Origin of the sequence: Aliikangiella maris (assembly GCF_040719265.1) — a bacterium.
Taxonomy (GTDB): Bacteria; Pseudomonadota; Gammaproteobacteria; order Enterobacterales; family Kangiellaceae; genus Aliikangiella; species Aliikangiella maris.
In genome coordinates, this window is record NZ_JBFDAH010000009.1 from 102916 (window position 1) to 127678 (window position 24763).

Below are 24763 nucleotides of genomic sequence, written 5' to 3' on the forward strand. Positions count from 1 at the left end.
TGGGGACTTAGAGTGAAGCCAACAAATATTAAAGATCCTGAATATTTTCATAAGGTCGTTGACTGCCAATATGCATGTCCGGCTCACACTCCGGTTCCTGAATATATTCGGTTAGTTGCCGCAGGCCGATACAGTGATGCCTACATGGTTAACTGGGAGTCAAATGTATTCCCTGGAATTTTAGGCCGAGTGTGTGACAGGCCCTGTGAGCCCGCATGTCGTCGCGCAAGGGTTGAAGAAAAGCCCGTGGCGATTTGCCGATTAAAGCGGGTTGCTGCGGATAACAAAAACGATATTAAAGAGCGTTTGCCACAAATTCCACCTGAAAAAAATGGCAAAAAGATAGCGCTTATTGGTGCTGGCCCTGCGTCGTTGACTGTTGCTCGTGATTTGGCGCCATTGGGTTATACCATTGAGCTATTTGATGAGCAGGATATTGGTGGCGGATTTATGCGCAGTCAGATACCAGCATTCCGTTTACCTATCGAAGTACTCAACGAAGAAGTCAATTATATTTTGGATATGGGTATCGTTGCTCACTTTAAGCACTATGTCAGTAGCTTAAAAGAATTACTGAATAAGGATTATGATGCAATCTTTGTTGGTTCCGGTGCACCTCGAGGACGCGATCTGGGTAAGTTGCCAGGGCGTGAAGAAGGAGACGCAAATATCCATATTGGAATTAACTGGCTGGAAAGTGTTGCCTTTGAGCACGTTGAAAAAATAGGCAAAAAAGTTATCGTACTGGGTGGCGGTAACACGGCTATGGATTGTTGCCGAACCGCGCGCCGACTAGGTGGCGATGATGTACGTGTTGTTGTACGTAGTCCAAAAACAGATATGAAAGCATCTTCATGGGAAATTGAAGACGCTATTCGTGAGGACATTCCAATTTATGAAAATCATACACCTAAAGAGTTTGTCATTGAAAATGGCAAACTGGTGGGGATGAAGTTCGAAAAAGTCCGTGCTGAGTATGACGATAATGGTAAACGCTCGCTAGTGCCAACTGGTGAAGACTTGGTGTTTATGGAAGCGGATGAAGTACTCATTGCAATAGGACAAGACAATGCTTTTCCTTGGATAGAACGAGATATTGGTATTAAGTTTGGTGACTGGGATATGCCTGTTGTCAGTGAACTGACCTATCAATCAACCAATGAGAAAGTCTTCTTTGGTGGTGATGCGGCGTTTGGCCCCAAAAATATTATTACTGCTGTAGCGCAAGGCCATCAGGCTGCGGTATCAATTGACAAGTTCTGCCATGGTCAGGATGTGACTGAACGGCTTGATCCATATGTTAATCTGGTCTCACAAAAAATGGGCTTCCACGAGTGGACTTATGACAATCATATTGCCCACGATGAGCGCTTTCAGGTGCCTCATATCGATAAAGAAACGGCCATCAAGAATCTTAAAGTCGAAGTTGAAATGGGCTACGATGAAGAATTGGCCTATCAAGAAGCGATGCGCTGCTTAAACTGTGATGTTCAAACCGTATTTACCGATGATCTTTGTATCGAGTGTGATGCTTGTACTGATGTTTGTCCGACCAGTTGTATTAATTTTATCGATAATGGTGAAGAAGATGACCTTCGCGCCAGATTGCTAGTACCTTCAGATGTCCTTGATCAAGATTTATATGTTTCAGGTGAATTAAAAACCACTCGAGTCATGGTTAAAGACGAGAATGTCTGCCTTCATTGTGGACTGTGTGCCGAGCGTTGTCCAACTTCGGCCTGGGACATGCAAAAATTTTCATATTCAGTAACTAAGGCGGGGCAATAATGCGCATAGAAGCGATAAATGATTTTGTAATTCGCTTTGCAAATGTAAATGGTACTGGTTCAGCCAGTGCAAATAATATGTTTTCGAAAGCGGTATTTCGAATGGGTGTACCAGTTAGCCCAAAAAATATTTTTCCGTCTAACATACAAGGGCTACCAACCTGGTTTGAAGTCCGAGTTACCGAAAAAGGCCACTTAGGTGCGCGTGGTGACGTTGATTTTGTTGTTGCTATTAATGGTCAAACAATGAAACAGGATTATTATTCCCTAGTGCCTGGTGGATACTTTTTGTATGACTCAACTAAAGCGCTGCCAAGAGAATATCAACGTGACGATATTATTGAAATTGGCATTCCGCTAACCCAAATGACCATTGATAATTATGCCAATCCGCGGCAACGTCAATTGTTCAAAAATATTATCTATGTTGGTGCGCTGGCCTACTTATTTGATATGGAGTTTCAAGTATTGACCCAAATGGTGGAAGATCAGTTTGCTAAAAAGCAAAAATTGATTGCACCTAATATTGGTGCATTAGAATTGGGATTTAATTATGCCAAAACACATTTTGAAGGCGTCTGTGGAATTAGTGTGCAGCGTCGCGATAATGTTGGCGATTCAATTATGATTGATGGAAATAGCGCCACAGGTTTGGGTGCTGTATATGGCGGTGCAACGGTTGTCGGTTGGTATCCAATAACGCCTTCTACCTCAGTTGTTGAGGCTTTTGAAAAATATTCAAAAAAATTCCGAGTTGAAGAAAATACCGGTAAACACAAATTTGCCATCTTACAGGCAGAAGACGAATTAGCTGCCATTGGTATGGCGATTGGTGCAAACTGGAATGGTGCTCGCGGCTTTACCGCAACATCGGGTCCTGGCTTATCATTGATGAGTGAGTTTTTGGGGCTTGCCTATTTTGCCGAAATTCCGGTCGTTTTAATTGATGTGCAGCGTAGCGGTCCAAGTACAGGTATGCCAACCAGAACGCAACAATCTGATATTATTTCAGCAGCTTACGCATCTCACGGTGATACCAAACATGTATTGCTATTACCTTGCGACCCCGCTGAATGTTTTGAAATGACTGCTCAAGCATTTGATTTGGCTGATCGCCTGCAAACGCCGATAATCATTCTCTCCGATCTTGATTTGGGGATGAATGATCATATGTCGCGACCATTGGTATGGGATGATTCGCGCTGTTATGACCGAGGAAAGGTACTTACCGCCGACGATCTGGATAATATGCAAACCCGTTGGGGGCGTTATAAAGATGTTGATGGTGATGGGATAGGTTATCGTACTTATCCCGGCACGCATCCAACTAAAGGATCTTATTTTACTCGTGGTTCATCGCATGACGAATTTGCTGCTTACACTGAGGACAGCGGTAAGTACGAAGAAAACATGCAACGTCTGGTGCTAAAATGGGAAACGGCTAAAGAATATGCACCAAAACCACAAATCAAGTTTCGTGATAAGTCATCAAAAGTCGGTGCTATCTTTTTTGGAACCAGCACGCATGCCACTTATGAAGCGATTGATGGTTTAGAAGAAGAAGGTATCAAGTTGAATACCTGTCGCATTAAATCTTTTCCATTTCACAACGATATAAAGGAATTTATCGATCAACACGATACCATCTTTTTGATCGAGCAAAATCGAGATGCTCAAATGCGTACTTTGATTATTAATGAATTTAATATCGGCACTGAAAAGCTTAAATCAATACTCAATATTGATGGTATGCCTATACGGGCGAGACGAATTAAAAGAAAAATTGAAAAAATGTTAAATGGTGAACAAGTAAGCCCATTTACTACTGCAAACAGTGGTAAAGAGGAGGTCGCATGAGTTATTTAAAGTCTACGTTTCGTCATCCCCAATCACCGACGAATGCGCTGGGTTATACTCAGGCAAATTATGAAGGGGCGCTGTCGACACTATGTGCTGGTTGCGGGCATGATTCGATTAGTAATTCCATTATTAATGCCTGTTTTGAACTGGCATTAGAGCCACATCGTATTGCCAAAATGTCGGGCATTGGTTGTTCATCAAAAACCCCTGCTTATTTTCTGGCTAATTCACATGGCTTTAATTCAGTTCACGGACGGATGCCTTCAGTAACGACTGGCGCCAATATGGCTAATAAAGACTTGATTTATATTGGTGTTTCAGGTGACGGTGATACCGCGTCGATAGGGATGGGACAATTTATGCATCTGGTGCGCCGAAATGTCAATATGCTATATATTGTGATGAATAACGGTGTCTACGGGCTGACTAAAGGCCAGGACTCAGCAACTGCTGATCTGGGCAGCGCCAGTCGCAAGGGCGTACCAAATATGTATGAACCAATGGATTTATGTGAACTCGCCATTTCATTAGGATCGGGATATGTTGCTAGAAGCTTTTCTGGTGATAAGGATCAACTGGTGCCTTTAATTAAAGGCGCAATAAAACATAATGGATTTGCCCTCATTGATTGTATTTCTCCTTGCGTGACGTTCAATAACAATGATGGCTCGACTAAGAGTTATGATTGGGTGAGAGATCACAAAGAAGCGACGGGTAAGGTTGATTTGGTGCCGTTAGAGCAAGAAATTACCGTACAATCGCCGGGAAGTGATAAAGAAAATATCACCATGCACGATGGTACGGTTATACAGCTAAGACGCCAAAATGAAAATCTCGATATTCACTGCCGGGAATCAGTACTGACAGCTTTGGAAGAAGCCAAACAAAATGAGCAGGTTTTGACTGGATTGCTACACTTAAATACCGATTCAAAGAGTACTCACGAGATTATTAATACTTCGGATACACCATTAAATCAGTTAAATGAGTCTGATTTGTGTCCGGGAAGTGCAGCACTTGAAGCTTTTAACCAAAGTTTAAGGTAATCAATGAAAACCAAAGTTGCTATTAATGCCTCATCAGGAAAGATGGGGCAACAAGTTATTAACCAAACCGTTGTTAATAAAGACGCTGAATTGGTTGCGGCATTTTGTCGACCAAACCACCGTTTACTCGGGCGTCAGGTTGGTTTTACTGATATTAGTTATACCAGTGATATAAATACCGGTTTAGCTAACAGTCAGGTCGTTATCGATTTCAGTTTGCCCGAAGCTACTTTAAACTTACTGACTATCGCTCGACAAACCAAAACGCCAGCGCTGATTGGAACAACCGGCTTTAATAAACAGCAGATTGAACAAATTACTCAAGCTGCCAATGAGATCCCGTTGTTACTTGCGCCTAATACGAGTATTGGCGTTAATTCGGTACTGGTTTTGTTAGCCAGTGCGGCGAGAATGCTGGGTAAAAAAGCAGATATTGAAATCATTGAGTCACATCACAAGCATAAGTTGGATGCTCCATCTGGCACTGCCATTCGTATGGGTGAAGCTATTGCTGAAGCGATGGGGGAAAACTTTGATGATTTGAAAGTCACTGATAGTCGATTTGAAAAACGTTCACGCGAAAAAGGTGAAATTGGTATGTCAGTGATTCGGGCTGGTGAAATTATTGGTGAGCATAAAATTATGTTTGCCCTAGATAATGAAATTATCAATATCGAACACAAAGCATTAAACCGACATTGCTTTGCTGAAGGCGCTGTTTCCGCCGCCATTTGGTTGGCAGATAAACCTGCCGGCTTTTATACGATGCAAGATTATTTGGCAGATAATTAAATATCTGCCGATTCTGCTATCAAATAAAGTCGTTTAACTCAGTATTCTTTGATACCATTTTTAGTGGCTAGAATTAAGTGATCAGCAGGTCGGTGTGCAAATAGTCCATTGGCAACCACACCGACAATTTGATTAATTTTTGATTCAAGTGCTTTGGCCTGATTGATTTCCAGACTATGAATGTCCAGAATCACATTGTTATTATCCGTAGTGAAACCTGCGCGATATACTGGATTACCACCCAGTTTAACAATTTCTCTAGCGACATGGCTGCGAGCCATTGGTAAAACTTCAACAGGTAAGGGAAATTGTCCAAGCGTTTCAACATACTTGGACTCATCGGCAATACAAACAAATTTTTCTGCGACTGCGGCAATGATTTTTTCGCGTGTTAACGCACCACCTCCACCTTTGATCAGCTCAAGAGATGTATTCGATTCGTCTGCACCATCAATATAAACGGGCACTGAGTCTGCGTCATTTAAATCGATTACTTCAATGCCAATCGATTTTAAACGTTGAGTAGAAACTTCTGAGCTCGATACTGCTGCTTTGATTCGATTTTTATATGGCTCAAGCAAATCAATAAAACAGTTTACTGTTGAACCGGTGCCGATACCAATTATTTCGTCATCCTGAATATATTTTAAAGCAGTCTTTGCGGCTTCAATTTTTAATTGTTGCTGATCCATAAAGTTGGTCCGGTTGTTGGGAAGTTGATTAATTTAACGCAAATTAATATTTAATTAATTATTTTTTCGCGTTAATCAATGTTAATTGGCGGCGCATTATACCGCCTTTATTTTGATTAACAAATGCTGTTTTACTGAACAAAATGTGAACTGTGTCGATTTAACACAAATTTCATCTTTAAACGCTTGATCTCGACTAAGAACAAGAGTATTTTTAATATCCGCTTTTAAAAACTGCTTTTTTTAAGTGAGATATTGTAAAACGGACCTTTAAATCTTTTCCAGTAAGTTTGTTATGCTTTAGCCGATAAGATTTAGTCAAATCAACTAATCATTTTTTTAGTGCAATGTTAAATGTATTTAAGCTTGGTTAATTGAGAGAAGTAAAGGACTCCTGAATAAAAATAAAAATTGCTTTTGAGCGAATTGGAGACCAAATGAAACGTAAACCAGATATATTAGTTATTTTAGCCGCTTTATTGGGCATTGGTATGGTAGTTTCCAGTTTTAGTGGTGTTAATGCTGCAAAAACAGAAATTCCAACTCAAATTACTTCACGCTAAGATCTCAAACAATGAGCTTTCAGTTGTAATTTAATGAAAAGCCACTGTCTTATATCTAGTTGGTAAGTTCTATTTATGCGCCACAAATGCTGTTGTGGTGCTATCAGTGTTTTTTTCAAACGAATAAAAATCCTTTTGTGTAAAAATACCATCGAGTGGGTAGTCCCAAGGTTGTGATGGAATTGAATCAACCTTTTGTTCTTCGAAAGCTAGTCCAAAGCATAATGGTTTTTCCTTTGCACCCACTAAATGTGCCAAAGTTGCATCATAATAACCTCCCCCCATTCCTAAACGGTTCCCTTTGATGTCAAATGCAACAAGTGGCATTAAGATAATATCCAACTGAGAAATCCTGATTGCATGGTTTACAGCTAGGTCAACTTCTGGAATTTTAAGTTTGTTGGGGATTAGTTTGGTCTCATGAGTATAGGGAAGGAACCATAAACGATTAGGTTTCATTGGTTTAAGTTTGGGCAAATAGCAACGTGTTTTGTCAATAATTAACTGCTCAATAATGGCCTGGGTACTGATTTCACCATCAAATGATAAAAAGCAAGCAATATGCTTGGCATTAAAATAGGTAGGATGAGCCAAAAGGTGTTTTAATGCCGCTTTTCCGGATTTTCGAGATTGTTCTGACGTAATTAGATTTCGGCGCTGTCTGATTTCTTGACGAATGGCCTTTTTGGCATGTTCAACACAAGGATCGGCGTACTTCATAAGTCTTTTAACTTTGTTATTCAACTCGAGATATTGAACTGGGTGCGGTAAGTGAGTCATGTGAAGAGAAACTGAAACTAGTACTTTCAACTCACTTTATTCATGCTTAGTATTTGCTATTTATTAATTTGCCTCTAATAAGTGTAAAGGCTAAAAGATACCTAATTACTAAAAAAGACTGATTAATATAAAGTCACCACCCATTTTGCCGTTTGCTGATCTCGCCCATGAACCCGAAGGTTCAGGGGGGAATTCCGTAACCAAATCAGGCTTTCCGATGCGTGCCGGACTTGCACACCATTGATTAACAAGAACTCCCGGAGATATAGTTTATCGGCTCAAGGACTCCAACAGCTTGGCGAACAAAACAGGCGGTGGCTGAAAGCTATGTTAACTCCATTTGCGCACCGGATGCTAGTGCAGATTCTACTTGATCCTTTAATTTTTTAATTCGGCTATCAAATTCTTCACTCATTGGCGCTTCTTCTGCGTGGCTTTGTTGAAACTCATAAGTGAGATTAAGTGCCGCCATAACGGCGATTCTATCTGTTCCGACTATTCGGCCACCAGATTTGATGGTGCGCATTCGCTTGTCGAGGTCGCGTGCGGCGGCTTCTAATTGTTCCACTTGATCGGCGGGGCTGGAAACATGATATTCATTACCCATAATATGGACGGTAACCGGTTTGATTTCTGCCATGCCCTAACCTTTACTCTTTAGTTTGCTTATCATGGCTTCAATCTTTTCACTGGCCAGCTTGTTTTTCTCAATCAAATTATCTCTATCCAAGCGTAACTGGCGATTTTCTTTGATGAGTGCTTGGTGGGCGGCGAGCAATTTGGTGATACTGCTCTCAAGTTGTGAAAGATTTGAGTTATCCATAGCAAACTATTGTTTTTAAGAATGATTTCAATATAGAGCGCAACACTCTCGCGGTCAATGGTATAATGGTTAAAATTGTCAATAAAATAGCGCAATAGAAAGCAATCCCAACGGATTTGCTCGGTTAAAATGCGCATATAATCTAGATTCAGGTAAAAGACGATGCTAGAACCCGACTATGAAGAAATCGAAAGCATATTGGCTGATGAAGAGTGCGAAACCAGCGCTACTCAGATACAGGCGATATTCTGTGGAATGTTTGCTGGCGGCTATAGCCCGGATGCAACCAACTGGGTAAAAACACTCGAGGATATGACTAATCAAAGTCATACTTTTTCAAGCTCCGCACTTAATGCACTAAAACAGATGTTCAGTTGGACGGCACAAATGATGTTAAAACATGATGAGCTGACGCCAATGCTGTTGCCTGATGACGGTTATCCGCCTATTGATATTTTGGAAGCATTGACTGAGTGGTGTCAGGGATTTTTGTTAGGGTTTGGGCTTGAGTCGTCTGAACAGTCAATTGAAAATGATGAAGTCAAAGAGTCATTAATTGATTTAGCCGATATTTCTAATCTGGCTCTTGAAGCTAAAGATGATGAAGAAACCCGCGAAGCGTTATTTACCCTGATTGAGCATATTAAAGTTGCAACTCAAATTATTCACTGGGAAATGGTTTTAAAAAATCAAACACAAACTATTGAACCTAATACGACTTTACATTAGGGTTTTAACGGGCGTGGTTAAATAGTCCGCATATTTTTTTATAATAAATTAATCATCGCTAACCTAATTATTTAACTGAAAAAATAAAAATTAACTTATGATATCAAGAGCAGAATACGCTCGCCGTCGACGCGAGCTAATGGATCTAATGGGAAACAATTCAATTGCTATATTACCCTCTGCCAGCGAAGCAGTGCGCAGTCGTGATACTAATTTTAACTTTAGGCAAGATAGTGACTTCCAATATTTGACTGGATTTCCAGAACCAGAATCAGTTGTCGTTTTATTGCCGGGTCGAGAGCATGGCGAATATGTTATTTTTTGTCGAGAGAAAGACCCGATGATGGAAACTTGGCACGGTCGTCGTTACGGGCCTAAAGGCGCAAAAAAGCAATTTGGCTGTAATGATGCCTTTCCAATTGAAGATATTGACGACATTTTGCCTGGTTTAATGGAAGGGCGAGAAAGAATTTACTACGAATTTGGAAATCATCCCGATTTCGATAATCATATTATGGGATGGGTAAATACCTTGCGTGCTCAAGTGAAAAAAGGGGCGACACCGCCAGGTGAAATTATTGATTTAAGCCATATTTTACATGATATGCGGCTTATCAAAAGCAAGGCTGAAATCAAAGTCATGCAAAAAGCGGCAGAAATTAGTGCAAATGCCCATATTGCTGCAATGCAGATTTGTAAACCGGGTATGAACGAATTACGAATCGAGTCTGAATTAAAGTATCAGTTTGCTAATCAGGGGGCACGCTGGGAAGCTTACTCTTCTATCGTTGCATCAGGTGAAAATGCGTGTATTTTGCATTACGTTGAAAATAATGCAGAAATGCAAGATGGCGATCTCTTACTTATTGATGCTGGCGCAGAGTTGGACGGGTATGCCGCTGATATTAGTCGAACATTTCCGGTAAATGGACAATTTTCGGCCGAGCAGCGAGAAGCTTATGAGTGGGTATTAAAAGCTAATGTTAAAGCAATTCGAGAGGCTAAACCGGGGAACCCGTGGTCTGCTCCACACGATGCCGCAGTTAAGGAGTTGACGCGAGGCTTGATTAAAATGGGGATTTTACACGGCAAACTTGAAGATTTAATCGAACAAGAAGCCTATAAGCCTTTTTATATGCACAAAACGGGTCACTGGCTTGGTCTTGATGTACATGATGTTGGCGATTATCTACAAGATCGAGAGCCACGAATTCTCGAAGAAGGTATGGTGTTAACTATCGAGCCTGGCTTGTATTTTGCACCAAATACCAAAGGCTTGGATGAGAAATGGTGGGGTATTGGTATTCGAATTGAAGATGATATTGTTATTACGACTAAGGGGAATAAAGTGCTGACTAAATCTGTGCCTAAAGATCCCGATGAAATTGAAGCTCTAATGGCAAAAGCATCGTAATTTGATTGAAACTGAATGCAATCTTTTGACATTGTAATTGTTGGTGGTGGCATGGCGGGGTTAACCGCAGCGCTATGCTTCGCCCAGCATAATCTGTCTATTGGCTTGATTGAAGCGGTTGAGCCTAAATCGTGCCATACTCCTGGTTTCGATCAACGGGCAATTGCTCTTTCTGCATCTTCTATCCGTATTTTTAAATCGCTCGGCGCGTGGCCGTTGATTCGTGGTCTTGCGCAACCTATTGAGCATATTCATGTGTCTGATCAAGGTCAGTGTCAGTTCACCCGGTTGGATGCAAAAGCACATAATTTAGATCAGTTTGGCGCGGTTATTCCACTCGATGCGGTGGGCCCAATTCTTTGGCGACAGGTTGCAAAGAAATCCAATATTTCATTATTCTGTCCCGCAACCCCCGTATCCATTAATCAACATGAAAGTAAGTGTACACTTTCGTTTGAGATTTCTGGTCAAAGCGGAATATTACAAACATCATTACTCATCGCTGCCGATGGAACTTTCTCAAAAATTGCTCAATTATGCGGAATCGATGTTGCGCGAAAACCATATGCGCAAACCGCCGTGATTGCCAATATTAAGACCCAAAAGCCGCATCGAAACTGTGCGTTTGAACGATTTACACCCCAGGGACCACTAGCATTATTGCCTTTACAAAATAATCAAATGAGCCTGGTTTGGTGCCATGATTCTACGCATGCAGAGTCGATTATGGCAAAAAATGATGAAGATTTTATGGCCGATTTACAACAAGAATTTGGTTATCGGCTAGGACAAATTCTTAAAGTCAGTGAGCGTTATAGTTATCCATTAGCCTTGCACCAAACAAAGGCTTTTTCACGAGGTCGAGTATTAATGTTAGGTAACGCTGCTCACACCTTACACCCAATTGCGGGTCAAGGATTCAATTTAGGGTTAAGGGATGTTGCTGTTGCTAATGATTTAATCTTACAAGCAAAAAGTAATGAGTTTTCTCTTGGTGACCCACAATTCATGCAGCAATATCAAATGCTTCGGGCATCAGACTGGCAATTGACAGTTGGGGCGACAGATGGATTAGTTAAGCTTTTCAGTAATGATTGGTTGCCGGTTAGCTTACTGCGAAGCAAAGCGCTAGGACTGATTAATCTATTGCCTTTTGCGAAACAGCAGCTAGTGAACGCTGCGACTGGGTATTCCGGGCATTCATCGCGTTTGGCCAGAGGATTGGCAAACCCTGTGATAAATATTGATAACGGATTGACTGACTAATGACACGTAATGATATGACACGTACAGACTATGATGTTCTGATTGTTGGTGGCGGAATGGTGGGTCTTGCTATGGCTGCAAGCTTATGTGACAGCTCACTTAAGATTGGTGTATTAGAACGACAAGATTTTTCATCGGTTGACCAGCCATCTTTATTAACTGAGCAACAAGTTGCAGCAAACGATTATGATATCCGCGTCAGCGCAATTAATCCCGCCAATCAGGCATTTTTGTCTTCTTTCGATGTATGGCAAAAAATTCCATCGTGTCGTCTAGCAAATTATGAAAAAATGTTTGTATGGGATGCCCTCGGACAAGGAAAAATCGAGTTTGATGCAGCCAAATTGGGGCGTGCTTTTTTAGGGACAATTGTCGAAAATCGAGTGTTGAGAGCCGCACTTTATCAACGCTTAATGAATACTTCTAATGTGACTTTACTAACCAATCATTCAATCGATCAAATCATAAATTTGGCTGCATCGACTAACAATGAGTCGGTCACGGTTGCTTTAGCTAATGGTGAGCAGATCAAGTGTCGCTTTTTAATTGGTGCAGATGGCGCTAATTCGTTAGTGCGGCAGCAATTGATCATTGGTAACAGCAGCCAACCTTATGAACAATCTGCTTATGTTGTGAATGTTCAGTGTGAGCTTCCTCATCAAAATACTGCTTGGCAGCGCTTTACAGAATTTGGGCCTGTGGCATTTTTACCTTTGCCAGATGAAAAACTTTGCTCCATTGTCTGGTCTATTGATACCGTTCAGGCAAATGCGTTGAAACTTAAAAATTTAACTGCCTCAGCGTTTGCTGAAAAATTGGCGTCATTTTTTGAATCTCGACTAGGACAACTTGAAATCATTTCTCCGATTCAAAATTTTCCATTGATTAGTCAGCATAGTGAAACTTATTTGACTCGGCGCTGTGCATTAATTGGTGATGCCGCACACACTATTCATCCTTTGGCTGGTCAGGGAGTTAATCTGGGTTTACAAGATGCATTGAGTCTGAGTCAACAAATTAAAGCGCAACTCAGTGCAGGAAGAGATTTCACAAATATTGCAAACCTAAGGGCATTTGAGCGTATCAGAAAACAACAAAATTATTTGATGCAAGCTTCAATGAGCGGCTTTAAGTGGTTATTTGGCAGCAATCAAATGCCTGTTGTCTTACTGAGAAATAGTCTGTTAACACAAATGAATCAGTTAGAACTGGTAAAACAACAGTTTATTTCACATGCCATGGGTATTTGAAGGCAGTTATCTGGAGTATTATTACTCGATCAAAATGGTAAAAGATGGCTATTTTAGCACGGTTTAAATAATGGATTATGCTATGCTTTAATTAGGGAATTAGTAAATTCAATGCATATATATTTTATAATCAATAATAAAGTCAGGGCGTTACATTGAAAATAACCACCGGCCGACAGTTTAGAACTTATGTGATTAGCTGGTTTTTGTTATTGGTTGGAATTATTTTTATTGTCGGCGGCGGGATTATCTATCGACAAGCGCAAAACTATTTATTGAACCACCTTGCACAAGATAAATTCGAACTACTCTCCTCGCTCGCTCGTATTGTTGATGTCGAACAACACCAGTTAATAACTAATGAAAAATCGGTCGATCAGCAAAGTTACAAAAGTTTGGCAAATTTATTTGGTGTGTTTTCACAAGCAAAAGCCAATCAATATCACTTGTTTTCGGTGAATCAACTTTCAGCCAATAAAAAACTGGTTTATGCGATCGATAATCAAGTTGCAGAAAAAAACTTAATTCAAATTAATACCCCTTCATTCAACTTTTATTTAGCAATAAATGCATCACAAGGTATACAGCTTTTTCATGATAAGCGTTTTTCTCAGGCACTTACTTTTACGGATAATAAGAAAAAATACGTGATATATAGTGTATTAAATGCGCGCCAATTAAAAATTTTTATTAATGATAAATTGCAGTTTATTTGCCCTGACTTCTCTGTTTTGGCTTGCCACTATCAACAACTAAAATTTAACGAGCATAGTAAAAACAGCCATTTCTTCAGTTTGGCACTAACTGAAAATATACCAGCGAAAATACGCTATATTACATTAGGTGAAAAACTTAATTTACCTGGCGATTATTATTTCTCAAAAGAACCACTCCTTAGTTATAGCAGTCAAATATTTAATCAAATTCCTTTTTTTAATGGTGTTGTTGCCGATAAAAGTAACTTGAATTTATCTGTGCCTTTAAAAAATGGAAAAGAAAGCTTGCCAGTTCAAGGCTATTTAATTTGTGAAATACAGCAACAGTATATGCAAGAGTTACTGAATGAGTTGCTTGATTTGATTGTTTTTGGTTTTACGCTAATAACTGTTTTACTAATGCTGGCTTCTATTTTCTTTGCAAGAAAAATAACAAAGCCACTAGAGCGACTATCTATAGCAATTGATAAACTTATTAAAAATGATTTTAATTTTAAGCTGTCAGCAAAAGGGTTTGGTAGTTTCAGGTTTATCGCACAGCAGTTTAATTTAATGATTTATCATGTCCACACAAGTCGCCAAGCACTGATTAAAACAAATAAAGCGTACAGCCGCTTCGTGCCCCACCAGCTGCTTAAACAGCTTAGCGAATCAGGTGTTACAGATATATCACTTGGTGATTGCTGCGAAAGAGACATGACGGTTTTATTTTGTGATATTCGTGGTTTCACTACTTTATCCGAAACTATGTCACCACAAGCCAACTTTTTGTTTATCAATCGTTATCTAAAATTAATTGCCCCGGTTATTAATCGACGAGGTGGCATTATTGATAAATATTTAGGCGATGGAATTATGGCGTTGTTTCCTAATGGTGCAGATGATGCGCTCAAAGCCGCGATTGAAATGCTTGAAGCTCTTGAAGAATACAACCAAATATTACGCCAGAAAAAATTACCTATTATAGAGGTTGGGTTAGGTTTGCATTCAGGAAAAATGATGTTAGGAACGGTCGGTACACATTCTAGAATGGATGCGACGGTAATCTCTGACACGGTGAATGCGGCAGCTCGAGTTGAATCGATGACCAAAGTCTTTAAGACTCGAATTTTAATTACCGAAGAAACGCGCAAGCGATTACAAAATTTGAATGACTTTCAAATTCGATTTATTGCAACCTGTCGGATTCAGGGAAAATATAAGCAGGTGACGTTATATGAAGTCTTCGATAATGATCCGCTAAGTACCCAAAAAGAAAAACAATCAAATCAATACAAGATGCGACTGGCATGGAATATCTATAAAAATGGTGATGCGATTTCTGCGATTATGATGTATCAAAAAATAATTGAAAAAAGTCCAGACGATATGTCTTTGTTCGCACTCATCGAATGCTGTGAGAAAGGTCGAATTTAATCACTTTATTCATTATTCTTAAATAACCGTCAAGTTATTAAGAGCAATTTTCGATTTAATTGAAAACACAAGGTATAAGGAAAAATTAGGTGAAATCATTTAAACAATATTTAAAACAACAACTTTTAGATGAGCAAAATTTACAGAAAATTCAGCTTTTTGAATATGAAGTTTATAAGCCAATTCCTGGGACAAAAAATTCTTATCGACAAGATGCGGCTAATACCAATACGATGACTTTAAAGCACTCTCATATTTATGCAAAACTTGGAGGAAAAGGAAAAGAGCTTTATTCAGTTAATTTTAATGGTACGGGACATGATGGAAGCTCAGGTATTGAAATACCACAAACCCATGCAGACCACTTTCGTAGTCTGGGGTATAATATTCCGCCGAATAATATTTTGGAATCAATCGTTTGGGATACGCTGAGTATCAATACAGATAAGTTGTATTTGTTGGATTAAATTAAAAACCCACAATAATCTAATTGTGGGAAAATATCAGATTACTTTATAGTAAGTAACAATATTATATTTTTTCTACTGGTTTATATCCTTGAGTTTCCAGTTCAGAATTAACACAGTCTAACAAATAGACTTCTAATTCTTCGGGGTTAATTTGGTCTTCTGATGCATAGCGTTTGCAAAGCTCAATAGCTTCGTCTAACACATCTTTAGGTGCATCTTTGGGTTCATTAATAGCTAACGCATTTAATGAAAAAAGTGCCACTATTAAAAAACTCATTACTTTCATTTAGTTTGTCTCCAGATTGATTGACGGCAATTAAAATTGACTGAAAGTAAAGTAGCACTATCGTTTTTTGTTCACAAACAATATATTTTTGCAGTAAAGATAAAAAAAATTAGTTTTGAAAATGAATTAAATGAGAGATTATCGAGGCGAATAACAGCATAAAAATAGGGCGATAATTATTATTTATAGAGATTTTTAGGCTAATAGGATGATTTAACACGAAAAAGCTTCTCGGGACAGATGCTTTTCGTTAGACTGCTTCCACTATACCCTTTAAATGAACAAGCATTGTCAAACTTATTTATTCCTAATTTTCCGTAGCGTTTCTTGTTTAACAGCTTTACCAAGATAAAAACGCGTTAGGTTATATATTTTTTAAAAATACACCATTAATGTGGAAAAAATATCTGACAACTCTAAAAAATTTACAAAGCCAAAACGAGGTTTAATAGCAATGTTTAACCATGCATTGAGAGAGATTGCATCGATGATCGCGGCCATCTGGATTGGATTGATTATTGGTGTTTCTTTTTACGCTGCCCCAATAAAATTTACAGCAGAAGGGGTTGGTTTAGATGCACTTTTATTAATTGGGCAAGTTACCTTTCAAAACTTCACTTGGGTTGAGTTTGGAGTATTTGGGATATTATTATTGACTGCATTGAGTCATTTGAACAAATCAGCCTTTATTTGTATGGGCTTATTAGCGGTTAGTTTATTAGTACAAAAGCTTGTTATCTTACCGCCGCTCGATGTTGACTTGAATAATGTGGTATCGGGCCAGCCGAGGCCAAGTGGTTATTTACATATACTTTATGGTGTACTCGATCTGGTCAAAATGAGCTTATTGATTATTATTTCATTATTATTACGCACCAATGAACAACCAGCAGAAGTAACGGAAGTACTAGCGGACTAATTAAATTTGGTTGATTGGAATTTTTAAGTATTGGTGATTATTGTTCTCTGCTATAGGTAATTTTCCAGCACGAATATTAATTTGTAATGCTGATAATAATAGCTTGGGAACTTTTAGCTGCTTATCCCGTTCCTGACGTAAATTGATAAAGTCGCTGCGTGTTCGATTGTTGCCGATGTGAATATTATGTATTTTTTGTTCTTTGACGGTTGTTTGCCAGAGTAATTCTCGATCTCCGGGTTGATAGTCATGACACATATATAAATGTGTTTCTTCTGGTAAAGCGAAAATTGTCTTGATTGAGTCATATAGTGTTCCTGCATCACCGCCTGGAAAATCGCATCTTGCTGTACCATAATCGGGCATGAATAAGGTGTCACCAACAAATGCGTGATTATCAATCAAGTAGGTAGAGCATGAGGGGGTATGACCCGGTGTGTAAATACATTTGATAGGGGTATTGCCAATGGTAATCACTTGTTTGTCAGCCAGCAATTGATCAAAATCTTCCGCTGTTGCAGCATGTATACTGGTTAAGTTAAATAATTGGTTAAACGTTTGTTGGACCGTGGTAATACGTGCGCCGATTAATATTAATGCGTTCGTTTTTGCTTTAAACCATTGGCTGGCAGTAATGTGATCGGCGTGAGCATGAGTTTCTAGAATCCATTTGAGCTTGAGCTGTTGGGCCTCAATTTGCGAAAAAATCATCTCTGCGCTCTGATATGATATTTTTCCAGAAAATAAATCAAAGTCGGCAACTGGGTCTATCAGAACGGCTTCTTTACTCGAAATATCATAAACCAGATAAGTGAAAGAGCTCGTTTCTTGATGAAAAAAAGATTCGATTTGAGTAGGCACGGTTTGATCCTGTTTAAATCAATTGAATAACAATTTAGTGTTTTACGCTGATTAAGTCTGGCTGGTTTTACTCAATCATTGTCTCAGTTTAGCATATAATATGAATTCATTTTTTTGTGCTAAATCAAAGATACTAGGAAGCCAACAATGAATTTTCTGCATGCCATGATAAGAACTGCTTGCCCCGAAGCATCACTTGATTTTTATATAAAAGGCTTGGGTCTTAAATTAATTCGTGAAAAAAAAGTACCACAAGGTAAATTTACACTTTACTTTGTTGGTGAATCTGAAAATTCGCCAATGATTGAATTGACTCATAATTGGGAGGCGCGCGACTATTCTAGTGGAGATCAGTTTGGTCATCTGGCATTTGCGGTAAAGGATATTTATGCCACTTGTGAACATTTAATGGGGATGGGAATTAAAATCAATCGTCCTCCCAGAGACGGATACATGGCATTCGTGAAAGATCCAAATGGAATTTCAATCGAGTTACTGCAACAGGGAGAAGCCCTAAAACCTTGCTCGCCTTGGAAAAATATGGAAAATTCAGGAAGCTGGTAAATTTATATAAGTTTTACTTAGCGCGTTAACTAATTGAAATAACATAATATTATATTTAATACTCAATTTTTAGCGGCATTTCAAGCGACAAAAAAAGCTAAAAAACAATCGAAATTTCCGATTGGTATAACTAAACTGGCTGGTATAGATGTTATAACAAAAAGTGTAGTTCCTTTTATTCTAATCAGCTTTATTGCGCTGTATAATTCGCCGTCTATTTACACTTAGGAATATGAAAACATGGGTAAACAAACACCTTTTTATGACTGCCATATCCAGTCAGGCGCTAAGATAGTTGATTTTGGTGGCTGGGATATGCCGTTACATTATGGTTCGCAAGTCGATGAACATCACGCCGTTCGTCAAGATGCGGGTATGTTTGATGTATCTCATATGACCATTGTAGATGTCTGTGGTGATGATGCAAAAGCTTATTTAAGACGCCTGCTGGCAAATGATGTTGCCAAATTAACGGTTAGTGGAAAAGCACTGTATAGCGGTATGTTAAATGAAGAAGGTGGGGTTGTTGATGATTTAATTGTTTACTACCTGAGTGATACTGAATACCGCGTTGTTGTTAATGCCTCTACACGTGAAAAAGATCTGGCCTGGATGGAAAAGCAAGCAGCAGAGTTTGCTGTGACTATTACTGAAAATAACGATTTTGCCATGTTGGCTGTTCAAGGGCCAAATGCGATCGAAAAAACCAATCAGGTGCTTTCGGCGGCTCAACAGCAGGCGGTTAAAGATTTAGCTGTGTTTGTTGCAGCGGATAGCGAAGGCTTCTTCATTGCTCGAACAGGTTACACCGGAGAAGATGGCTATGAGATTATGGTTCCTTTAGCGTCAGTTACTGAATTTTGGAATCAACTGATTAAAGTCGGTGTTAAACCTTGTGGTTTGGGGGCTCGCGATACCTTACGTCTAGAAGCAGGTATGAATCTTTATGGTAATGATATGGATGATAGCGTTTCTCCATTAGAAGCCAATATGGGATGGACAATTACCTGGGAACCCGAAGATCGAGATTTTATTGGCAGGAAAGCTTTACTTGCTGAAAAACAAGCAGGCGTTAAAAATAAACTGGTTGGATTGGTACTCGAAGGTAAAGGTGTGATTCGTTCACACATGAAAGTGATTGTAGACGGGATTGGTGAAGGTGAAACAACCAGTGGAACCATGTCGCCTACATTGAAGAAAAGTATTGGTATGGCCCGCGTACCGAAAGCGACTGGCGAGGAAGTTATGCTGGAAATACGTGGTAAATTGATTCCGGCTAAAGTGGTTAAGCCGTGTTTTGTTCGCAAAGGCGAACCTTTAGTGTAAAATGCCCAAAATTTGGCCAGGATTAGCTCTGGCTAAATAAATTAGAATTAAATAGACCAGAATTAAGTAGAATTATCGATTATATAAGGTTGAGGAAATAATAATGAGCAATGTCCCAAGTGATTTAAAATATGTCAGCTCTCACGAGTGGATCCGTGAAGAAGATGACGGCACAGTGGTTGTTGGTATTACTGATCACGCTCAAGAATTATTGGGTGATGTGGTATATGTAGAGCTACCAGAAATTGATAGCGAAGTAGCAATTGAAGATGAAATTGCTGTTGTTGAATCGGTTAAAGCTGCTTCAGATATCTATGCTCCCCTTTCTGGCACCATCATTGAGGTTAACGAAGCGCTGGAAGATGCGCCTGAAACAGTAAATTCCTCTCCTTATGATGATGGCTGGATGTTCAAAATGAAGCCTTCTGAGCCTTCAGAGTTAGACAATTTGATGGATGCAGAAGCTTATCAAAACGAAATTGAAGATTAAGTATTAACCTTATCCGTATTTCGGTAGTAAATGAAAATAGAGCTGGCCTCGGCGGTAGCCGGGGCTTTTTCCATTTTTTTGCGACAATCTTCGGTGGTAAACCGTAATTTATTTAGAGATAGATGATGAAACAGAGTCTAAACGAATTATTAAACAATCAGGAATTTATCCAGCGTCATGTCGGCCCGGATGCTAAAGAAACAGAACGGATGCTTGAGTATCTAGGCGTCTCTTCGCTTGATGAACTGCTTGAACAGACAGTCCCCAATAAAATCCGTTTAGCTGAAGAAGTAAACATACCCAGTGCCAGAAGCGAGCAAGCCGCACTGAATGACATTGGTCGGTATGCTTCTGAAAATAAACTGTTTCGTTCATTTATTGGTATGGGTTACTACACACCTAAAACGCCAACCGTTATTTTACGTAATGTTTTGGAAAATCCAGGCTGGTATACTGCTTATACACCTTATCAACCCGAAATTGCGCAAGGTCGCTTGGAAGCCATATTAACCTTCCAGCAAATGACCATTGACCTAACCGGTCTAGAGCTTGCCAGTGCATCATTACTGGATGAAGCTACTGCGGCCGCTGAAGCAATGGCCATGGCCAAACGGGTTTCTAAAAATAAAAAATCCAACCAGTTTTTTGTTGATCAAAATGCATTCCCGCAAACCATTGACGTGATTAAAACCCGGGCAGAGCATTATGGGTTTGAAATTATTTTAGGTGATGCTAGTCAAGCGACTGAACATGATGTCTTTGGCGCTTTAATTCAGTATACCGACAGTACTGGCGCGGTTGCAGATCTTGAGTCGATTATCAAAGGTTTGCAAGACAATAAAGCAATTGTTGCCGTTGCAGCTGATATTATGAGTTTGGTATTACTCAAATCTCCAGGTGAAATGGGTGCAGATATTGTGTTTGGTTCATCTCAGCGTTTTGGTGTACCAATCGGTTTTGGTGGTCCACATGCTGCTTATTTCGCAATTAAAGAAGCATATAAACGCGCTATGCCAGGCAGAATTATTGGGGTGTCAATTGATAGCAACAATCGCCAGGCTTTTCGTATGGCTATGCAGACACGCGAACAACATATTCGCCGTGAAAAAGCGACCTCTAATATTTGTACAGCTCAAGTTTTGTTGGCTAATATTGTCGCTTTCTATGCGGTCTATCACGGGCCTGAAGGATTAAAATTAATCGCAGAACGTATTCACCGTCAAACCGGCATTTTAGCAGCGGCATTACTTAGCAAAGGTATCGAAGCTGTTAACGACAGTTACTTTGACACGTTGACGTTTAAATTAAGCAATAGCGAAGAGATTCTGGCGCGTGCGGCACAGGAAAAAATCAACCTACGCGTTGATGCCAATGGTCAATTCGGATTAAGTCTTGATGAAGCAACAACGAATGAAGATGTACAAAAACTTTATCAAGTGATTAGTGGTGATTCAAGTACATTGGATTTTGCTGCCTTAGATCAAAAAGTCCAGGCTGAATCGATTATTCCTGCAAAATTAATTCGTGATACAGCAATTTTGCAGCATCCAATATTTAATACGCATCATTCAGAAACCGAGATGTTGAGATTCTTAAAACAGCTTGAAAATAAAGATTTGTCTTTAACTCATGCCATGATCGCATTGGGTAGCTGTACGATGAAATTGAATGCCACATCAGAAATGATCCCGGTTACCTGGAAAGAGTTTGGTTCGATCCATCCTTTTGCTCCAGCAGAGCAAACGCTGGGTTATCAAAAAATGATTGAGGAGCTGGAAGCGTGGTTGGCAGAAATAACCGGTTATGATGCTGTTACTGTTCAACCGAATTCTGGGGCTCAAGGTGAATATGCAGGACTTTTAGCGATTCGGAAATATCATGAGAGCTTGAACCAAGCCCACCGTAATGTGTGCTTAATTCCAAGCTCAGCACATGGTACTAACCCTGCTAGCGCACAAATGGCAAACATGAAAGTTGTTATTGTTAAGTGTGATGAACAAGGCAATGTTGATTTTGAAGATTTGAAAGCCAAGGCTGAACAGGTATCAGATAATTTATCGTGTTTAATGATCACCTATCCATCAACTCATGGTGTATACGAAGAGTCAATTAAAGATATTTGTGATCTGATTCATGAGCATGGTGGCCAAGTTTATATGGATGGTGCAAACATGAATGCTCAGGTGGGTATTACTTCGCCTGGACTGATGGGATCTGATGTTTCACACTTGAACTTGCATAAAACTTTTGCAATACCGCACGGTGGTGGTGGACCTGGTGTTGGTCCAATTGGTGTTAAAAAGCATTTAATTCCATTTTTACCTAATCATAGTGTTAGAAAATTAACAACAACTACCGAAGGTAATGGCGCGGTATCTGCAGCACCCTATGGGAGCGCTGGTGTACTACCCGTTTCATGGATGTATATTGCGATGCTAGGTCGTGAAGGTTTGGCACACTCGACGAAAATGGCGCTGCTTAATGCAAATTATTTAACGGCTCGTTTGAGTGAGCATTATCCGATTTTATATACTGGGCGTAACAATAAAGTTGCGCATGAGTGTATTGTTGATTTACGCCCTATTAAGGCTGAAACTGGCATTACTGAAGTTGATATTGCCAAGCGTTTAATGGACTATGGTTTCCATGCACCAACTATGTCTTTCCCTGTGGCAGGTACATTGATGATCGAGCCAACTGAAAGTGAGTCATTTACTGAGATTGAACGTTTTGCGAATGCGATGATTTCGATAAAACAAGAAGTTGAGAAAGTAAAAAATGGTGAGTGGCAGGCTGATAATAATCCATTAACCAATGCACCACATACGCAATATGATATTTTAAACTGGAATAAACCTTATACCATTAAAGAAGGCGCTTATCCGGTTGATGGTCAAGAAAACAGTAAGTTTTGGCCAACAGTTAATCGTATCGATGATGTTTATGGTGATAGAAACTTAATGTGTGCTTGTCCTTCTCCTGAAGAGTATGAGTAGATAATAATAGTAATATTGTTCGATTAAAAAGGCAGACTTGGTGAGTTTGCCTTTTTTATATGCTGTTAAAAAGGTTTTACTGAGCGATTAAGAATATTCAGAACTAAATAAAATAGTGAGTTCAGCTGGGATTTAAATAAAACGTTTTGCAAAATGATATGATGTACTAATATTTGCTATCAATTACTTAATGTTTTAGTAAATATTAATTTAAAATCAATGGTGCTTTTTAAATGAACGATCATGAAATGTCTTTTATCAGGCGTCACCTTAAATATCTAGTTCAAAATGATAATCTTTCAGTTGAGACTTTTCACCAAGTTTTGGAAATTATTAGTGACAAAGCAATCAAGCAAAAAATTAAACAGGATTTTAAGAAAAGTCAAAGCTATATAGAAACGCTGAATAATTTTGGAATAATTAATCTTGATAAAAAAGTTGTCGCCATTATTAAGGACAAAGAAAAAAGACAACAAGTAAAAAATACACATTTTTTTGATGTCTTAAGTACTCATAGTATTGTCGAAAATTTATTGAATCGAGTAAAGAAAAAAATTACTGCCAGTATAACTTACTCTATCTTCTTAGTTTTATTGGCAATGTTAGCGAATAAATTAATTACCAGTAGGGTACTACCTAAATTTCAGCAGTTTTATGTAGATGCTAATATACCTTTACCAGAAATTACCCATTATTGGTTTGAATGGAATAAAGCCTTAATTTCTCCAAGTGTTCTCATGTTGTTCTATTTGTTTTTTGCGACCTTATTATTATTTTCTATAAATTATCTGACGATGAAACAGCTTATGAGTTCAAACTCGAAAAGAATATGCTTTTTACAGAAAATACCATACATAAGACACCTCTTTTTCCGCATAGATTTTATTTTCTGGTTAAGTCACTTGAGAGAAGCTTCCAAAGCACAATTAAAATTAACCGAATGTTTACACTTATTGCCAGGAAATTTTAATAATGTTGGCTTAGATCGTGAAAAATTACTCTACCAGTTAAATATTTCAGAAAATGTCGGTCAATTAACTGGCGAAATTAGCTACCAAATAGAAAATTTTGATTCGATGAGCCAAAAAATTATTGAAAACTATATCTATCGATTAATCGCAGTAATTATGCTCTTCATTAGTTTATTGTTTTCATTAATTGTTATTTCAAGCTACTTACCCATTTTTCAATTAGGAGATAGCATATGATAAATAACTCGCTGACGATAGACAAAGGATTTACACTAATTGAATTGATGGTAGTTATTACAATTATTGCAATCCTAGCCAGTTTTGCCATACCCGGTTATCAGGATTATATATTGAGAACCCAAGTAACAGAAGGTATATCAATGACAAATTTTTTGAAACCGCGAATTAATGAGTTTTATTTGGAACGCGGTATGTTCCCTAAAAACAATGCAGAAGCAGGTGTACCTGAAGCGAAGTATTTTATTGGTAATTATGTGAAAAGCATAAAGATTATTGATGGTGCAATCCATGTCACTTTTGGCAACAAAATTAATCAACAACTCTCAGACAAAGTGCTAACAATAAGACCGCAATATGTTAAAGAAAATATTCTTTCACCCGTTGCTTGGTTATGCGGAGGGAGTTCAGTTGTTGAAGGAATGACTGTCAGCGGTGAAAATATGACGACAATTCCAAATAATTATCTACCATCAATTTGTCGTCACTAATTCTATTATTTGAGCACA

The 24763-nt window shown here is 38.9% G+C and carries 24 protein-coding genes and 1 other RNA gene; 18 read left to right on the forward strand and 7 right to left on the reverse strand.

Going from position 1 to position 24763, the window contains the following annotated elements; translation table 11 throughout:
* Positions 1–12 precede the first annotated feature (12 nt).
* The 4 genes from ABVT42_RS10535 to dapB are packed head-to-tail and all read left to right on the forward strand — an operon-like array spanning position 13 to position 5485.
* Positions 13–1788, forward strand: a complete 1776-nt coding sequence (locus ABVT42_RS10535) for an FAD-dependent oxidoreductase (protein WP_353896744.1) — start codon at positions 13–15, stop codon at positions 1786–1788.
* A complete protein-coding gene (locus ABVT42_RS10540; RefSeq protein WP_353896743.1) occupies positions 1788–3644 on the forward strand; it encodes a 2-oxoacid:acceptor oxidoreductase subunit alpha in 1857 nt (618 codons plus the stop codon). Before ABVT42_RS10535 ends, ABVT42_RS10540 begins: the two co-directional genes overlap by 1 nt.
* On the forward strand, positions 3641–4693 hold the full coding sequence (locus ABVT42_RS10545; protein WP_353896742.1) for a 2-oxoacid:ferredoxin oxidoreductase subunit beta: 1053 nt from the start codon (positions 3641–3643) through the stop codon (positions 4691–4693). Before ABVT42_RS10540 ends, ABVT42_RS10545 begins: the two co-directional genes overlap by 4 nt.
* Before the next feature lie 3 nt (positions 4694–4696).
* The gene (gene dapB, locus ABVT42_RS10550) at positions 4697–5485 is read left to right on the forward strand and encodes a 4-hydroxy-tetrahydrodipicolinate reductase (protein ID WP_353896741.1); all 789 of its coding nucleotides are present in this window, start codon (positions 4697–4699) and stop codon (positions 5483–5485) included.
* A 38-nt stretch (positions 5486–5523) separates the two neighbouring features.
* Here dapB and rpiA read toward each other — a convergent pair whose 3' ends face one another.
* Positions 5524–6177, reverse strand: a complete 654-nt coding sequence (rpiA, locus tag ABVT42_RS10555) for a ribose-5-phosphate isomerase RpiA (protein ID WP_353896740.1) — start codon at positions 6175–6177, stop codon at positions 5524–5526.
* Between the two features lie 437 nt (positions 6178–6614).
* On the opposite strand from rpiA, the gene ABVT42_RS10560 reads away from it, so the two are divergent.
* Positions 6615–6740, forward strand: a complete 126-nt coding sequence (locus tag ABVT42_RS10560) for a hypothetical protein (RefSeq protein WP_353896739.1) — start codon at positions 6615–6617, stop codon at positions 6738–6740.
* A 69-nt stretch (positions 6741–6809) separates the two neighbouring features.
* On the opposite strand, the gene ABVT42_RS10565 is transcribed toward ABVT42_RS10560, so the two are convergent.
* The 4 genes from ABVT42_RS10565 to ABVT42_RS10580 form a co-directional block, all read right to left on the reverse strand.
* Positions 6810–7460 carry a 5-formyltetrahydrofolate cyclo-ligase gene (locus ABVT42_RS10565; RefSeq protein WP_353896738.1) on the reverse strand — a complete coding sequence of 217 codons (651 nt, stop codon included), beginning with the start codon at positions 7458–7460 and terminating at the stop codon, positions 6810–6812.
* Positions 7461–7653: 193 nt separating this feature from the next.
* Positions 7654–7837: non-coding RNA, 6S RNA (gene ssrS, locus ABVT42_RS10570), on the reverse strand.
* An 8-nt stretch (positions 7838–7845) separates the two neighbouring features.
* The gene (locus ABVT42_RS10575) at positions 7846–8160 is read right to left on the reverse strand and encodes a cell division protein ZapA (protein WP_353896737.1); all 315 of its coding nucleotides are present in this window, start codon (positions 8158–8160) and stop codon (positions 7846–7848) included.
* Positions 8161–8163: 3 nt separating this feature from the next.
* On the reverse strand, positions 8164–8343 hold the full coding sequence (locus ABVT42_RS10580; protein WP_353896736.1) for a DUF904 domain-containing protein: 180 nt from the start codon (positions 8341–8343) through the stop codon (positions 8164–8166).
* Between the two features lie 162 nt (positions 8344–8505).
* Between ABVT42_RS10580 and ABVT42_RS10585 the strand changes: the two genes are divergently transcribed.
* The 6 genes from ABVT42_RS10585 (at position 8506) to ABVT42_RS10610 (ending at position 15601) form a co-directional block, all read left to right on the forward strand.
* Entirely contained in the window at positions 8506–9072 is a 567-nt protein-coding gene (locus tag ABVT42_RS10585) for a UPF0149 family protein (RefSeq protein WP_353896735.1), read from the forward strand.
* 97 nt (positions 9073–9169) lie between these two features.
* Positions 9170–10486 carry a Xaa-Pro aminopeptidase gene (gene pepP, locus ABVT42_RS10590; protein ID WP_353896734.1) on the forward strand — a complete coding sequence of 439 codons (1317 nt, stop codon included), beginning with the start codon at positions 9170–9172 and terminating at the stop codon, positions 10484–10486.
* A gap of 15 nt (positions 10487–10501) precedes the next feature.
* Positions 10502–11752, forward strand: coding sequence for a 2-octaprenyl-6-methoxyphenyl hydroxylase (gene ubiH / locus ABVT42_RS10595; protein ID WP_353896733.1), 1251 nt, complete (start codon positions 10502–10504; stop codon positions 11750–11752).
* Positions 11752–13002, forward strand: coding sequence for a UbiH/UbiF/VisC/COQ6 family ubiquinone biosynthesis hydroxylase (locus ABVT42_RS10600; protein ID WP_353896732.1), 1251 nt, complete (start codon positions 11752–11754; stop codon positions 13000–13002). The genes ubiH and ABVT42_RS10600 overlap by 1 nt, the downstream gene beginning before the upstream one ends.
* 155 nt (positions 13003–13157) lie before the next feature.
* Complete coding sequence (locus tag ABVT42_RS10605; protein ID WP_353896731.1) at positions 13158–15134, forward strand: adenylate/guanylate cyclase domain-containing protein; 1977 nt, start codon at positions 13158–13160, stop codon at positions 15132–15134.
* Between the two features lie 89 nt (positions 15135–15223).
* The gene (locus ABVT42_RS10610) at positions 15224–15601 is read left to right on the forward strand and encodes a hypothetical protein (RefSeq protein ID WP_353896730.1); all 378 of its coding nucleotides are present in this window, start codon (positions 15224–15226) and stop codon (positions 15599–15601) included.
* Between the two features lie 64 nt (positions 15602–15665).
* On the opposite strand, the gene ABVT42_RS10615 is transcribed toward ABVT42_RS10610, so the two are convergent.
* A complete protein-coding gene (locus ABVT42_RS10615; protein WP_353896729.1) occupies positions 15666–15890 on the reverse strand; it encodes a hypothetical protein in 225 nt (74 codons plus the stop codon).
* Between the two features lie 454 nt (positions 15891–16344).
* Here ABVT42_RS10615 and ABVT42_RS10620 point away from each other — a divergent pair, with 454 nt between their 5' ends.
* Positions 16345–16809 carry a hypothetical protein gene (locus ABVT42_RS10620; protein ID WP_353896728.1) on the forward strand — a complete coding sequence of 155 codons (465 nt, stop codon included), beginning with the start codon at positions 16345–16347 and terminating at the stop codon, positions 16807–16809.
* On the opposite strand, the gene ABVT42_RS10625 is transcribed toward ABVT42_RS10620, so the two are convergent.
* The gene (locus tag ABVT42_RS10625) at positions 16810–17670 is read right to left on the reverse strand and encodes an MBL fold metallo-hydrolase (protein WP_353896727.1); all 861 of its coding nucleotides are present in this window, start codon (positions 17668–17670) and stop codon (positions 16810–16812) included.
* 147 nt (positions 17671–17817) lie between these two features.
* Here ABVT42_RS10625 and ABVT42_RS10630 point away from each other — a divergent pair, with 147 nt between their 5' ends.
* The 6 genes from ABVT42_RS10630 (at position 17818) to ABVT42_RS10655 (ending at position 24745) form a co-directional block, all read left to right on the forward strand.
* Complete coding sequence (locus tag ABVT42_RS10630) at positions 17818–18234, forward strand: VOC family protein (RefSeq protein WP_353896726.1); 417 nt, start codon at positions 17818–17820, stop codon at positions 18232–18234.
* A gap of 240 nt (positions 18235–18474) precedes the next feature.
* Complete coding sequence (gcvT, locus tag ABVT42_RS10635) at positions 18475–19560, forward strand: glycine cleavage system aminomethyltransferase GcvT (RefSeq protein WP_353896725.1); 1086 nt, start codon at positions 18475–18477, stop codon at positions 19558–19560.
* A 103-nt stretch (positions 19561–19663) separates the two neighbouring features.
* Positions 19664–20050, forward strand: coding sequence for a glycine cleavage system protein GcvH (gcvH, locus tag ABVT42_RS10640; RefSeq protein WP_353896724.1), 387 nt, complete (start codon positions 19664–19666; stop codon positions 20048–20050).
* A 122-nt stretch (positions 20051–20172) separates the two neighbouring features.
* Positions 20173–23046 carry an aminomethyl-transferring glycine dehydrogenase gene (gene gcvP, locus ABVT42_RS10645; protein WP_353896723.1) on the forward strand — a complete coding sequence of 958 codons (2874 nt, stop codon included), beginning with the start codon at positions 20173–20175 and terminating at the stop codon, positions 23044–23046.
* A gap of 233 nt (positions 23047–23279) precedes the next feature.
* The gene (locus ABVT42_RS10650; RefSeq protein WP_353896722.1) at positions 23280–24254 is read left to right on the forward strand and encodes a type II secretion system F family protein; all 975 of its coding nucleotides are present in this window, start codon (positions 23280–23282) and stop codon (positions 24252–24254) included.
* Entirely contained in the window at positions 24251–24745 is a 495-nt protein-coding gene (locus ABVT42_RS10655; RefSeq protein WP_353896721.1) for a pilin, read from the forward strand. Before ABVT42_RS10650 ends, ABVT42_RS10655 begins: the two co-directional genes overlap by 4 nt.
* The last annotated feature ends 18 nt before the right edge of the window (positions 24746–24763 follow it).

What these genes read in the sequence shown, in the direction of transcription:
- ABVT42_RS10540 (WP_353896743.1), top strand. Translation starts at nt 1,788, where the DNA reads ATGCGCATAGAAGCGATAAATGATTTTGTAATTCGCTTTGCAAATGTA.
- ABVT42_RS10545 (WP_353896742.1), top strand. Translation starts at nt 3,641, where the DNA reads ATGAGTTATTTAAAGTCTACGTTTCGTCATCCCCAATCACCGACGAAT.
- dapB (WP_353896741.1), top strand. Translation starts at nt 4,697, where the DNA reads ATGAAAACCAAAGTTGCTATTAATGCCTCATCAGGAAAGATGGGGCAA.
- rpiA (WP_353896740.1), bottom strand. Translation starts at nt 6,177, where the DNA reads ATGGATCAGCAACAATTAAAAATTGAAGCCGCAAAGACTGCTTTAAAA.
- ABVT42_RS10560 (WP_353896739.1), top strand. Translation starts at nt 6,615, where the DNA reads ATGAAACGTAAACCAGATATATTAGTTATTTTAGCCGCTTTATTGGGC.
- ABVT42_RS10565 (WP_353896738.1), bottom strand. Translation starts at nt 7,460, where the DNA reads ATGAAGTACGCCGATCCTTGTGTTGAACATGCCAAAAAGGCCATTCGT.
- ABVT42_RS10575 (WP_353896737.1), bottom strand. Translation starts at nt 8,160, where the DNA reads ATGGCAGAAATCAAACCGGTTACCGTCCATATTATGGGTAATGAATAT.
- ABVT42_RS10580 (WP_353896736.1), bottom strand. Translation starts at nt 8,343, where the DNA reads ATGGATAACTCAAATCTTTCACAACTTGAGAGCAGTATCACCAAATTG.
- ABVT42_RS10585 (WP_353896735.1), top strand. Translation starts at nt 8,506, where the DNA reads ATGCTAGAACCCGACTATGAAGAAATCGAAAGCATATTGGCTGATGAA.
- pepP (WP_353896734.1), top strand. Translation starts at nt 9,170, where the DNA reads ATGATATCAAGAGCAGAATACGCTCGCCGTCGACGCGAGCTAATGGAT.
- ubiH (WP_353896733.1), top strand. Translation starts at nt 10,502, where the DNA reads ATGCAATCTTTTGACATTGTAATTGTTGGTGGTGGCATGGCGGGGTTA.
- ABVT42_RS10600 (WP_353896732.1), top strand. Translation starts at nt 11,752, where the DNA reads ATGACACGTAATGATATGACACGTACAGACTATGATGTTCTGATTGTT.
- ABVT42_RS10615 (WP_353896729.1), bottom strand. Translation starts at nt 15,890, where the DNA reads ATGAAAGTAATGAGTTTTTTAATAGTGGCACTTTTTTCATTAAATGCG.
- ABVT42_RS10620 (WP_353896728.1), top strand. Translation starts at nt 16,345, where the DNA reads ATGTTTAACCATGCATTGAGAGAGATTGCATCGATGATCGCGGCCATC.
- ABVT42_RS10630 (WP_353896726.1), top strand. Translation starts at nt 17,818, where the DNA reads ATGAATTTTCTGCATGCCATGATAAGAACTGCTTGCCCCGAAGCATCA.
- gcvT (WP_353896725.1), top strand. Translation starts at nt 18,475, where the DNA reads ATGGGTAAACAAACACCTTTTTATGACTGCCATATCCAGTCAGGCGCT.
- gcvH (WP_353896724.1), top strand. Translation starts at nt 19,664, where the DNA reads ATGAGCAATGTCCCAAGTGATTTAAAATATGTCAGCTCTCACGAGTGG.
- gcvP (WP_353896723.1), top strand. Translation starts at nt 20,173, where the DNA reads ATGATGAAACAGAGTCTAAACGAATTATTAAACAATCAGGAATTTATC.
- ABVT42_RS10650 (WP_353896722.1), top strand. Translation starts at nt 23,280, where the DNA reads ATGAACGATCATGAAATGTCTTTTATCAGGCGTCACCTTAAATATCTA.
- ABVT42_RS10655 (WP_353896721.1), top strand. Translation starts at nt 24,251, where the DNA reads ATGATAAATAACTCGCTGACGATAGACAAAGGATTTACACTAATTGAA.